Below are 11,982 nucleotides of genomic sequence, written 5' to 3'. Positions count from 1 at the left end.
ATGTCAAACGAATTCAATGAAACAATGAGAATTGAAATACCAACTGATAAGAAAAGTATTAGAGAAATTATAAAAATAGTGTATTGTGCACTAGAAAGTAAGGGATATAATCCAAAAAATCAAATTATAGGATATATTCTTTCAGGGGATCCTACTTATATTACTAGTTATAATAATGCTAGAGGTTTAATTAGACAAGTTAGTAGAGATGAGATACTTGAAGAATTTCTTGAAAATTATATAAAAGATTAATACTATTCCCGGCAAAAATTTTTTGCCGGGGCTTTTACATAATGGAAAAAAGGGGTATTTATGAATAGATATATGGCTTTAGATGTGGGTGATAGAACAATTGGTGTTGCTATTAGTGATCCTTTGTTTATTATGGCAGAAGGACATAGTACAATTTTTAGAGAAAGTATTGAAAAAGATTTTGATATTTTAAAAGATATAATAATTAAAGAAAATATTACTAAAATTATTATTGGACTTCCTAAAAATATGAATAATACTATTGGTCCACAGGGAGAGAAGGTTCTATCTTTTGTCGAATCTTTAAAAGAATTTTTAAAAGAAAATTCTTTTAATATAGAAATTATTATGCAAGATGAAAGACTCACAACTGTAAGTGCAGAAAGAATTTTGATTGAAGGAAATATGAGTAGAAAGAAGCGAAAAAAAGTAATAGACAAAGTAGCTGCTACATATATTTTACAATCATATTTGGATAAAAAATAGGAGTGATATTTTGGAGCGTTTTGAAGCTTTTGATGAAAATGGGAAAAAAATTATTTTTGAATTAATTGATACTTTTGGTATGAATGATTGTGAATATGCGGTTTTAAATTCAAAAGATGATATTAGTACATATATTTTAAGAATTATATATGATAAGGATGGAAATATTAATTTAGAAGGTATTGATGATGAAGAACTTTCCGATGCGATTGAAGTTTATGAGGAATTAAAGTCAGAAAAAGAAAAAATTTAGAAAAGGAGAATAGTTATGGAAGTAAAAGAAATGAAGAAGTTGTTAGTTGAAAACAACTACAAGATTACTAAGCAAAGAGAAATTGTTTTTAATGTCCTTAATGAAAACAAAGGTAATCATTTAAGTCCAGAAGAATTACATGAAATAGCTAGCAAATATGATAAAGATTTAGGAATTGCTACAGTTTATCGTACACTTGTTATTTTTGATAAGATGAATATAGTTCATAAATTGGATTTTGATGATAAAAGATATAGATATGAAATTATAAGAGAAGATGACAAACATCAACATCATCATCTCTTATGTAAAGATTGTGGAAAAATAATTGAAGTTGAAGAAGATTATTTAGAAACTTTAGAACAAATTATTGAAGAAAAGTATAAATTTAAAATTATGAACCACGATTTAAAATTCTATGGAAAGTGTTCAGATTGTTTAAATCTTGAAAAGAAGTAGGGGATTATTGTGGTGCAAAAAAACAAAAAGAAAACTTTAAAGATGATACCCTTAGGCGGAGTTGGTGAAATAGGTAAAAATATGTCTATTTTGGAATATGATGATGAAATTATCATCTTGGATTGTGGGATGACTTTTCCAGATGACGATATGCCAGGAATAGATATTGTAATTCCAGATATTACCTATTTAATGAAAAATATTGATAGGGTAAAAGCTCTTTTTTTGACACATGGACACGAAGATCACATTGGATCAGTCCCATATATATTGAAGAAAATAAATGTACCTGTTTATGGAACTAAATTAACTTTAGGCCTTGTTGAAAATAAATTACAAGAACATAATCTTAGTAAAGAAAATTTGTATTTGGTTAATGCAGGTGAAACGATAAAAACTAAACATTTTTCTGTTGAATTTATAAGAGCTTGTCATAGTATTCCTGATAGTGTAAGTTTTGGAATAAAAACACCAGTCGGAAATATTATTTTTACCGGAGACTTCAAAATTGATTATACGCCTATTGATGGAGATAAGATGGATTTACATCGTATAGCTCAATGGGGAATGGATGGAGTCATGCTTCTATGTGCAGATAGTACTAATGTCGAAAGACCAGGATATACTATGAGCGAAAGTTCAGTAGGGGAAACTTTTATAGAACTTTTTAATAAGGCTCATGGAAGAATTATAGTTGCAACATTTGCTTCTAATTTACATCGAGTTCAACAAATTATAAAAGCTGCAGAGAAATTTAAAAGAAAAGTCGCGGTGTCAGGTCGTTCAATGGTTAATGTTATTAAAGTTGCAACTGAACTTAATAAATTAGAGATAGAAAAAGGAACTCTTATTGATTTAAAGGATATTAATAAGTATGATGAATCTGAAATTGTACTTTTAATGACTGGAAGTCAAGGCGAGCCTATGAGTGCATTAAATAGAATGGCTTACGGTGAACATAGAAAACTAGTATTAACAGAAAATGATACTGTAATAATTTCAGCTTCCCCTATTCCAGGAAATGAAAAAATCTTTTTTGGTCTTGTAAATCGTCTTGTTGAAATGGGAGTTAAAGTAATTCATTCTTCTCTAGCAGAGGTTCATGTTTCAGGCCATGCTTGTCAGGAAGAATTGAAGTTAATTCATACTTTAGTTAAACCAAAGTACTTTATTCCAGTTCATGGAGAATCAAGGCATCTAAAAACTCATGCTAAATTAGCTGTTGAAATGGGAATGTCAAAAGATAATATTTTAATAGGACGAAATGGAACTGTTTTTGAATTTAATTATAAACAAGAAGGATTTATATCAGGAACAGTTGAGTCTGGAAATATACTAGTTGACGGACTTGGAGTAGGAGATGTAGGTAGTGCAGTTCTAAGAGATAGAAAGCATCTATCTGAAGATGGTATTATAATTGTTATGGTAGTTCTAGAAAAATCTACTAAAGAAATAATTTCAGGACCTGAAATAGTTTCAAGAGGATTTATCTACGTAAAGGAAAATTTAGATCTTGTATCTGAAATGAGAAAAGTTGTTGAAAATACTTTAAGTATTTGTAATGATGATTCTATAACAGATATTGGAACTATCAGATATAATATTAGAAAAGATTTAAATTCTTATATTTATCATGAAATAAAAAGAGGACCAATGATTATTCCTATAATTACTGAACTTTAGGAGGTTTTATGAATATATATAATAGTATTTTAACTTTTTCAAATGATTTTAAAAATTGTGATGAAGTTAAAGAATTTAAGAAATTAAAGAAAAAGATTGATGAAAATCCTGAAAACAAAAAAATTATAGATGATTTTCATAAGAAATTATATGATTATCAAATTGCAAAACAAAATGGAGAAGATGTTGCTGAAAAAGAAAAGCAATTAAATGAATTGAATTCTATTTTGATGAGCAATTCTGAAATATCAGAATTTATGGCTGCTGAAGTTAGAATTTCAACTATAATGAATGATATTGTAAAAATGTTAGAAGAAACAATAGCGGAATAATGGAAATAGTTGCAAATTATGTTTCTGAATATATCAGGAGTTTAGAGCAAAGTAAAGAGTCTATATTAATTGAAATGGAAGAATATGCTAGCATAAATAAAGTACCAATTATAGAAGTAGAAGTTGCCAGATTTTTAGAATTTTTGGTAATGTTAAAAAAGCCAAAAAGAATATTAGAGATTGGAACAGCAATTGGCTATTCATCTATAATTATGAATAGAGCTTATCCTGATTCTATTATTACAACTATTGAGATTGATGAGAAAAATTTTTTAAAAGCTAAAGAGTTTATAAAAAGAGCAGGTTGTGAAAAGAATATTGATCTCATATATGCCGACGCAAATGATGCTTTAGATTTTATTACAGACGAATATGATATGATTTTTATGGATGCAGCAAAGGGACAGTATATAAGTTTTTTTGAAAAATCCATTGAAAGATTAAATCATGGGGGAATATTAGTTTCTGATAATATTTTATTTAGAGGTCTTGTTGCAAAAGAGAAAAATAATATAAGAAGAAAAAATACAATAGTTAAAAGATTGAAAGAATTTTTGAAAATCATAACGAATAGTGATAAATTTTCAACTACTATAATACCAATAGACGATGGTATGGCTATATGTTATAAAAAATAGACTAAATATAAATGGGAATCCGATTTTCTTGGATTCCTATTTAATAGTTAAAGGAGAAAATAATTAATGAAAGAAGTTGAACTATTAGCCCCCGCAGGGGATATAGAAAAATTAAAAATGGCAATTATCTATGGGGCAGATGCAGTTTATCTTGCAGGTGAATCATTCGGTTTAAGAAAAGCATCTAAGAATTTTACAGTTGAACAACTAAAAGAAGCTACTGATTTTGTTCATGAAAGAGGTAAAAAAATATATATAACAATGAATATTATTCCTCATAATGATGATTTAATAGGTCTTGAAGAATATGTAAGAATTCTAGTTGATATAGGTGTAGATGCATTAATCGTTGCAGATGCTGGAATATACACTGCTGTTCGTTCTGTAAGTAAAGATATTGAAGTACATATGAGCACACAGGCGAGTGTTACAAATTATAGAACTGTAAAATTTTGGTATGATTTAGGTATTAAACGAATTGTAATGGCAAGAGAATTATCTTTAGAAGAAATTAATTTAATACATAAGGAAGTACCTGAAGTTGATATTGAAGCTTTTGTCCATGGTGCAATGTGTATTTCATATTCAGGAAGATGCTTATTGAGCAACTATATGTGTGGAAGAGATGCAAACAAGGGAGATTGTGCTCATGCTTGTAGATGGAAATATAATTTAGTTGAAGAGAGAAGACCAGGAGAGTATTATCCTATTGAAGAAACAGAACAAGGAACTTTTATATATAATAGTAAAGATTTATGTATGTTGGATTCTCTTGAAGATGTTATTAAAGCAGGAGTTCATAGTTTAAAAATTGAAGGAAGAGTAAAAACTCAATACTATGTTGCAACCGTTATAAGGAGTTATAGGATTGCACTTGATGCAATAAATAACGGAACTTATACAAAAGAAATGGCAGAAAGACTTTTACTTGAAATAAAAAAAGCAAGTCATAGAGATTTTACAAAGGGATTTTACTATAAAAAGCCAGATGAAAATGATCAACTTTACAATTCAAGCTCATATATAAGAACTTATGATTTTGTTGGACTTGTTTTGGACTACGATAAGGAAACAAAAATTGCAACAATAGAACAGAGAAATAGAATTTTTGTTGGAGATGAAGTTGAAATTTTTGGTCCAAGAGATGGTTTTGAAACTTTTAAAATAGAAAAAATGTATGATGAAAATGATGAAGAAATTGATGTTGCACCAAGGGCAAAACAAATTATAAAAATGCCTTTACCATTTGAAGTAAAGCCTTGGGATATAATGAGAAAAAAATTATCTGATGAATAAATTTAGGAGAAATTTATGATTGAACTAAAAAGAATTCAAAGAGATGACTTAAGACGATTATATGATATAGAGTATTCAAGTAAAATGCCTAAATGGAAAGAATATGATGCTCCATATTTCGATGATTTTGAATTTAAAACTTATGATGAATTTATATTATCAAAAGAGATAGAATTCCTTTTGGGAGAAAGAGTAAAAGGAATTTATTTTGATGATGTCCTAATTGGAATAGTTTCAAAATATTGGGAAAATAAAAAAACAAGGTGGCTTGAAATCGGAATAGCAATTTTTGATGAAAATTTCTGGAGTAAAGGAATTGGGTCAGAGGCACTTTCATTATGGATAGATGAAATCTTTAATGCTGAAGAAAATTTAGAGCATATAGGTTTGACGACTTGGAGTGGAAATCTTGGAATGATGAAATGTAGCTTGAAAATTGGAATGATACTTGAGGGAAGAATTAGAAAAGTTAGATATCATAATAATATATATTATGATTCAATGAAATATGGAATTCTAAAAGAAGAGTGGAAAAATCAAATTAAGAATTAATAATTGTAAAATTATAATATAATATAATATCATAAAAATTCGATAATATTCAGTAAAAGTTTTAAAAAACAGTTTACATTTATTGCGTTTTATGGTATACTTATCGAGTACTGTTGCTATGTTTATGGAAACTCCGACCTTTACATTGCTACGGTGAATTATATTTTAGGAGGTAGTTATAATGATAACTAAAGAAGACAAATTAAGAATTATTGATGAATTTAAAAGAAGTGAAGGAGATACAGGTTCTCCAGAAGTTCAAATTGCATTATTAAGTTTCAGAATTAAGTATTTAACTGAACACTTAAAAGAACATAAAAAAGACCATGCAACAAGAAGAGGTTTATTCAAATTAATCGGACAAAGAAAAGGTCTTTTAAAATATCTTAGTAATGTTGATATCGAAAGATACCGTGAATTAACTAGTAAATTACAAATAAGAGGATAATTATTAAAGGGCGATTTTTTTCGCTCTTTATTTTTAGAAGACCATAGGAGGATTAAATGGTTAGAGAATTTATATATGATTTAAGTGGGAGAGAACTTAAAGTAACAATTGGAAAAGTAGCAGAACAAGCTAATGGTTCCTGCCTTGTACAATGTGGAGAAACAGTTGTTTTAGTAAATGCATGTGCTTCTAAAGAACCTAGAGAAGGAGTTGACTTTTTTCCGTTAAGTTGTGATTTTGAAGAAAAACTTTATTCAGTAGGAAAAATTCCTGGTGGATTTATTAAAAGGGAAGGACGTCCAAGTGAAAAATCAATATTGACATCTAGACTTATAGATAGACCACTACGTCCACTATTTCCAGAAGGATATAGAAATGATGTTCAAGTTATTGCAACAGCATTATCTGTTGAACAAGATAATCAACCAGACATACTTGCAATGATAGGATCATCTATTGCACTTACAATTTCAGATATTCCTTTTAATGGACCTACTGGATCTGTTAATGTTGGTTATGTTGATGGTGAGTATGTAATAAATCCAACAATTGCACAAAGAGAAAAATCAAGACTTAATATTACAGTATCAGGAACAAAAGATGCTATTATGATGGTTGAAGCAGGTGCTGATATTTTAAGTGAAGAAGAAGTTTTAAATGCAATTCTTTTTGCACATGAAGAAATCAAATCAATTTGTAATTTTATTGAAACAATAAGAGAAGAAGTTGGAAAAGAAAAATCTGAAGTTATAATAAAACAAAGAGATGAAGATTTATTCAACTCAATTATTGAATTTGGTAAAGAACAAATTATTTCTGCTCTTAGAACTCCAAACAAAATGGAAAGAGAAGAAAATCTTGATAAAATTACTAAAGAAATTTTTGAAAAATTCTTACCTGATTATGAAGATAAAAAAGGTGAAATTAATTCTGCTATAGAATCAGTTATAGTTGATGAAGTTAGAAGATTAATAATAGAAGAAGGAATTAGACCAGATGATAGAGAACTTGATGAAGTTAGAAAAATTTCTTGTGAAAGAGGACTTTTACCAAGAACTCATGGTTCAGGGTTATTTACTAGAGGACAAACTCAAGTTTTAACTTTAACAACTTTAGGAGCTCCTGGAGAAGTTCAAGTTTTAGATGGAGTTATTGATGAAGATGATAAGAGATATATGCATCAATATAATTTCCCTCCTTTTAGTGTTGGAGATGTTAGACCTTTAAGAAGTCCGGGAAGACGTGAAATTGGTCATGGTGCTTTAGCTGAAAGAGCTTTAGTTCCTGTTTTACCAAGTGAGGAAGAATTTCCATATACAATGAGATTAGTTTCAGAAGTTTTATCTTCAAATGGATCAAGTTCACAAGCAAGTATTTGTGGCTCAACACTTTCATTATTGGATGCAGGTGTTCCTATTAAAGATTCTGTTGCAGGTATCGCAATGGGACTAATAAAAGATGAAAAAACTAATAAAATTGCCATTTTAACCGATATTCAAGGTTTAGAAGATCATTTTGGAGATATGGACTTTAAAGTTGCTGGTACTAAAAATGGAATCACAGCTTTACAAATGGATATTAAAATTGATGGTATTAGTAGAGAAATTTTGGCAACCGCACTAGAAAAAGCAAAAAGAGCAAGACTTCACATTTTATCAATTATGAATGACTGTATAGCAACTCCAAGTGAAGAAATGTCAAAATATGCTCCAAAGATATTTACTATGCAAATTTTACCAGAAAAAATTAGAGAAGTAATTGGACCGGGTGGAAAAGTTATCAATAAGATTATTGATGAAACAGGAGTTAAGATTGATACTTTTGATGACGGACGCATTGCAATTACAGCTGATTCAAGAGAAAATGGTGAAAGAGCAAAAGAAATGATTAATGAAATTGTTAAAGAAATTGAGGTTGGAGAAATTTACAGTGGTGTAATTACGACAATCACAAATTTTGGAGCATTCGTTGAACTTATTAAAGGTAAGGAAGGCTTACTTCATATCTCAAATATGACTCACGAAAGATTAAATAAAGTTGAAGATTTATTTAAAGTTGGAGATGTAGTTGAAGTTAAAGTAATAGAAATTGACAATCAAGGAAAGATTAAATTGTCAAGAAAAGCCTTACTTGAAAAGCCTAAAAAAGATAAAGAAAAAGAAGAAAAATAAATAACAGAAATAGGTCAATATTCTAATTAGATTAGGATTGACCTTTTTTATTAAAATCTTATGATTGGAGGATTTGAATATGGGAAAAATAGTTTATAGTGCATTACAGCCTTCAGGTCAACTAACAATAGGAAATTATTTAGGTTCTATAAGAAATTTTAAGAGTTTACAAGATCAATATGAATGTTTTTTTAATGTTGCAGATTTACATTCTATAACTGTACCACAAGAGCCTAAATTACTTAGAGAAAGAACATTGGACTTAATGGCTATATTTTTAGCATCAGGATTAGAACCTGATAAATCTACTCTTTTTGTTCAGTCACATGTACCTCAACATGCTGAATTATCTTGGGTTTTAAGTTGTATGAGTTATATGGGACAACTTAATAGAATGACTCAATTTAAAGAAAAATCACAAAAATCTGAAGAAAATCTAAATGCAGGTTTGTTTACTTATCCCGTATTAATGGCTGCAGATATTTTACTATATCAAACAGATTTAGTTCCTGTTGGTGTTGATCAAAAACAACATTTAGAGCTTGCAAGAGACTTAGCTGAAAGATTTAACAATAAATATTCAGATACTTTTGTAGTTCCTGAAGGAATAATTGGAAAAGAAACTGGTAAAATTATGAGTCTTAAAAATCCTGAAAAGAAGATGAGTAAATCTGATGAAGATGTTAATTCATTTATACTACTTCTTGATGATGAAGAAACTATCAAGAGAAAAATTAAAAAATCTGTAACTGATAGTCTTGGAAATTTCGATTATAATGATGAACAAAAAGGACTAAAAAACTTAATAAATATGTATATTGCTTTTAGTGGAAAAACAAGTGATGAAATTGTGGCAAAATATAGAACTGAAAATTATTCGGTGTTTAAAGAAGATTTAGGACAATTAATTGCAGATAGTTTAAAACCGCTAAGAGATAACTACAAAGAATTTATTTCAGATAAGGCATATCTTGAAAAAGTTATGAAAGAAGGAGCAGATAAAGCATCCTATTATGCAACTAAAACACTTAGGAAAGTTTATAAAAAAGTTGGTTTTTTACCAAGATAAAAAAAAGACAGAAAATTTTATATTTTCTGTCTTTTTCTTTTAATTATTTATAATCTTCTACAATCATTTTTGCAAGTTCATGTGGATTTCCACATCCTGTTGTAATTATAGTATCTTTATCTTTAAATGTTTCAAAGATATAATCTCTTGCTTCTTCAAATGTTTTTAGGTATATAGCATTTACTCCATTTTTATTTAGTTTTTCAACTAAATCTATTGAATGAATAGTAGGATCGAATTTTTCTCTTGCAGCATAAATCTCAGTAACAATAACTTCATCACAATCATCAAAACATTTTGCAAAGTCATTTAATAAAGCTTTTGTTCTTGAATAAGTATGTGGTTGGAAAATACATACAAGTCTGCCTTCTTTATGTTCAGCAATTGAACTTAGACAACTTTTAATTTCTCTTGGATGATGTCCATAATCAGTTAGAATAGTAGCTTTTTTACCATTACCTATTACTCCATAAACTTCCATTCTTCTGTGTAAATTTTTATATTTTGAAATAGCATTCTTAATATATTCAACATCTATTCCTGTTTCATAAGTAGCTATAATAGCAGCAGCTGCATTGTAAATATTATGTCTTCCTATTATATTTAAACAAAAATGATGTTTTCCAAATTTTTCATTTTCAATATCAAAACAAGGATGACCAACTTTATCAAAACTTATATTTGTAATGTTATAAGTAGCATTTTCATTATTTATACCAAATGTAATAGTTTCTCCTTTGATATGTTCTAATAGGGGAAGACAGTTTGGATCATCAATATTAATTATAGCTTTTGAATTTTCATCCAAATTTTTCATATATCCTATAAAAGTATCTACAATATGATCTAAGTTTTTATAGAAATCTAAATGATCTTCATCTATATTTAGAATAATAGCCATACTAGGATAATAATGAAGAATATTTGCCTTAAATTCACAGGCTTCTGTTACAAGATAATCTTCGTTTCCACATAGAACATTTCCGTCAATTTCATCTAAATTTCCACCAATTAAAATTGATGGATCAAATGGGGAATTAATTAAAATTTTTGAAATCATACTCGTAGTTGTACTCTTTCCATGTGACCCAGAAATTGCAATAGAATGAGTATAATTTCTCATCAATGCACCTAAAAACTGTCCTCTTGTTACACAAGGAACTCCAATAGATTTTGCTTTTATTAATTCTTCATTATCCGGTAAAATTGCATCTGTATATACAATTAAATCAGGATTTTCAATATTTTCCTTTTTTTGACCTATAAATATTTTTGCTCCATTTTGTTCTAATATTTGAATTTCTTTAGAAGTATTTCTGTCACTTCCAGAAATATTATATCCCTTTTTTAAAAGTAGTTTAGCAATTCCACTCATACTAATTCCACCAATACCGATGAAATGTATATTTTTGTATTTTTTATCATTAAAATTAAACTTAAACATAATAACTCCATTCAAAATAATATAATCATTGTAATTATATCATAAAATTAATATATATGCCAAATTTTTATCGTAGAGACTAAAAAAGAGAAGAAAAACTTCTCTTTTTAAAAAATAAATATATTTATTTACATGTTATAACTAATATTTCACCATAAATAGCTACATAAGTATTTTCATCTTTACATACTATTTCTTTTAGTGTTAAGTTATTTCCATACCAACAATTTGTATCATTATCATATTCGTTATAATACTTATTATATGGGAAATTAGATGAATTTCCATAAACCTTTATAGTTTTAAATTTTACTATTATTCCTGTATTGAACTTGTTAATATTAAATGAATTAGTAGATGTCATATCTTCAGTAGCATCCAAATCACAAATCCTAGAAATTTCATCTTTATCTACAATCGTAAAAAAACCTTTTTTAAATTCAATTTCTAATTTTCCATTTTCTAGTTCTCTAACTCTATATTCTTCTTTAATTCCATATTCTTTTCCGGATTTAGTGTTTTTGTGAGTTGGTTCAAAATGTTCATTTGCCATTACTTTATTGTATCCTAATCCCATTGATAAAATCAATGTACAAAGTATCAAAAATTTTTTCATATTAACCTCCATAAAACAATCAAATCATTAAATTAACTTCTTTACAATACTACAATATCATAAAAAAACAAAGCTGTCAATATATTAATAAAATTTTTAAAATACTCAACTTTATGCTATAATTAATATAGTTTTACGCCGAGTGGTAAAACTATAATAATTTCAGCATAATAACCAAAATTTAGTTATAATATAGGAACTATGTTATAATTAATATAGTTTTACACCATATGGTAAAACTATAATAATTTCAACATAATAACCAAAATTTAGCTATAATACA

General features: G+C 27.9%; 14 protein-coding genes. 12 read left to right on the top strand and 2 right to left on the bottom strand.

The window, feature by feature from the left end; genetic code table 11:
* The 12 genes from VJI77_RS00970 to trpS all read left to right on the top strand — a co-directional run bounded on the left by VJI77_RS00970 (position 1) and on the right by trpS (position 9,639).
* Positions 1-252, top strand: coding sequence for an IreB family regulatory phosphoprotein (locus VJI77_RS00970; RefSeq protein WP_009732730.1), 252 nt, complete (start codon positions 1-3; stop codon positions 250-252).
* Positions 253-312: 60 nt separating this feature from the next.
* Positions 313-738 carry a Holliday junction resolvase RuvX gene (gene ruvX, locus VJI77_RS00965; protein ID WP_323987922.1) on the top strand — a complete coding sequence of 142 codons (426 nt, stop codon included), beginning with the start codon at positions 313-315 and terminating at the stop codon, positions 736-738.
* A gap of 10 nt (positions 739-748) precedes the next feature.
* Positions 749-991, top strand: a complete 243-nt coding sequence (locus VJI77_RS00960; protein ID WP_009372314.1) for a DUF1292 domain-containing protein — start codon at positions 749-751, stop codon at positions 989-991.
* Between the two features lie 15 nt (positions 992-1,006).
* On the top strand, positions 1,007-1,450 hold the full coding sequence (locus VJI77_RS00955; protein ID WP_009372682.1) for a Fur family transcriptional regulator: 444 nt from the start codon (positions 1,007-1,009) through the stop codon (positions 1,448-1,450).
* A 9-nt stretch (positions 1,451-1,459) separates the two neighbouring features.
* Positions 1,460-3,133, top strand: coding sequence for a ribonuclease J (locus VJI77_RS00950; protein WP_323987920.1), 1,674 nt, complete (start codon positions 1,460-1,462; stop codon positions 3,131-3,133).
* An 8-nt stretch (positions 3,134-3,141) separates the two neighbouring features.
* On the top strand, positions 3,142-3,465 hold the full coding sequence (locus tag VJI77_RS00945; RefSeq protein WP_004833572.1) for a YlbF family regulator: 324 nt from the start codon (positions 3,142-3,144) through the stop codon (positions 3,463-3,465).
* On the top strand, positions 3,465-4,103 hold the full coding sequence (locus VJI77_RS00940; RefSeq protein WP_323987919.1) for an O-methyltransferase: 639 nt from the start codon (positions 3,465-3,467) through the stop codon (positions 4,101-4,103). The genes VJI77_RS00945 and VJI77_RS00940 overlap by 1 nt, the downstream gene beginning before the upstream one ends.
* 66 nt (positions 4,104-4,169) lie before the next feature.
* The gene (locus VJI77_RS00935) at positions 4,170-5,399 is read left to right on the top strand and encodes a peptidase U32 family protein (protein WP_323987917.1); all 1,230 of its coding nucleotides are present in this window, start codon (positions 4,170-4,172) and stop codon (positions 5,397-5,399) included.
* Positions 5,400-5,414: 15 nt separating this feature from the next.
* On the top strand, positions 5,415-5,951 hold the full coding sequence (locus VJI77_RS00930) for a GNAT family N-acetyltransferase (RefSeq protein WP_323987915.1): 537 nt from the start codon (positions 5,415-5,417) through the stop codon (positions 5,949-5,951).
* Between the two features lie 181 nt (positions 5,952-6,132).
* Complete coding sequence (rpsO, locus tag VJI77_RS00925) at positions 6,133-6,399, top strand: 30S ribosomal protein S15 (RefSeq protein WP_004833566.1); 267 nt, start codon at positions 6,133-6,135, stop codon at positions 6,397-6,399.
* Positions 6,400-6,455: 56 nt separating this feature from the next.
* The gene (locus VJI77_RS00920) at positions 6,456-8,570 is read left to right on the top strand and encodes a polyribonucleotide nucleotidyltransferase (RefSeq protein WP_009372297.1); all 2,115 of its coding nucleotides are present in this window, start codon (positions 6,456-6,458) and stop codon (positions 8,568-8,570) included.
* Positions 8,571-8,649: 79 nt separating this feature from the next.
* Complete coding sequence (gene trpS / locus VJI77_RS00915; protein WP_313960820.1) at positions 8,650-9,639, top strand: tryptophan--tRNA ligase; 990 nt, start codon at positions 8,650-8,652, stop codon at positions 9,637-9,639.
* Positions 9,640-9,682: 43 nt separating this feature from the next.
* Here the strand turns inward: trpS and murC are convergent, their stop codons facing one another.
* Positions 9,683-11,083, bottom strand: a complete 1,401-nt coding sequence (gene murC, locus VJI77_RS00910; RefSeq protein ID WP_009372506.1) for a UDP-N-acetylmuramate--L-alanine ligase — start codon at positions 11,081-11,083, stop codon at positions 9,683-9,685.
* A gap of 124 nt (positions 11,084-11,207) precedes the next feature.
* On the bottom strand, positions 11,208-11,699 hold the full coding sequence (locus tag VJI77_RS00905; RefSeq protein ID WP_323987912.1) for a hypothetical protein: 492 nt from the start codon (positions 11,697-11,699) through the stop codon (positions 11,208-11,210).
* Positions 11,700-11,982: the final 283 nt, after the last annotated feature.

It is taken from the genome of Parvimonas sp. D2 (genome assembly GCF_035282635.1).
Classification (GTDB): Bacteria; Bacillota; Clostridia; order Tissierellales; family Peptoniphilaceae; genus Parvimonas.
The sequence above is the reverse complement of the archived record's forward strand: the minus strand, read 5'-3'. Positions and strand labels throughout refer to the sequence as shown.

What these genes read in the sequence shown, in the direction of transcription:
- VJI77_RS00970 (WP_009732730.1), top strand. Translation starts at nt 1, where the DNA reads ATGTCAAACGAATTCAATGAAACAATGAGAATTGAAATACCAACTGAT.
- ruvX (WP_323987922.1), top strand. Translation starts at nt 313, where the DNA reads ATGAATAGATATATGGCTTTAGATGTGGGTGATAGAACAATTGGTGTT.
- VJI77_RS00955 (WP_009372682.1), top strand. Translation starts at nt 1,007, where the DNA reads ATGGAAGTAAAAGAAATGAAGAAGTTGTTAGTTGAAAACAACTACAAG.
- VJI77_RS00945 (WP_004833572.1), top strand. Translation starts at nt 3,142, where the DNA reads ATGAATATATATAATAGTATTTTAACTTTTTCAAATGATTTTAAAAAT.
- VJI77_RS00940 (WP_323987919.1), top strand. Translation starts at nt 3,465, where the DNA reads ATGGAAATAGTTGCAAATTATGTTTCTGAATATATCAGGAGTTTAGAG.
- VJI77_RS00935 (WP_323987917.1), top strand. Translation starts at nt 4,170, where the DNA reads ATGAAAGAAGTTGAACTATTAGCCCCCGCAGGGGATATAGAAAAATTA.
- VJI77_RS00930 (WP_323987915.1), top strand. Translation starts at nt 5,415, where the DNA reads ATGATTGAACTAAAAAGAATTCAAAGAGATGACTTAAGACGATTATAT.
- rpsO (WP_004833566.1), top strand. Translation starts at nt 6,133, where the DNA reads ATGATAACTAAAGAAGACAAATTAAGAATTATTGATGAATTTAAAAGA.
- VJI77_RS00920 (WP_009372297.1), top strand. Translation starts at nt 6,456, where the DNA reads ATGGTTAGAGAATTTATATATGATTTAAGTGGGAGAGAACTTAAAGTA.
- trpS (WP_313960820.1), top strand. Translation starts at nt 8,650, where the DNA reads ATGGGAAAAATAGTTTATAGTGCATTACAGCCTTCAGGTCAACTAACA.
- murC (WP_009372506.1), bottom strand. Translation starts at nt 11,083, where the DNA reads ATGTTTAAGTTTAATTTTAATGATAAAAAATACAAAAATATACATTTC.
- VJI77_RS00905 (WP_323987912.1), bottom strand. Translation starts at nt 11,699, where the DNA reads ATGAAAAAATTTTTGATACTTTGTACATTGATTTTATCAATGGGATTA.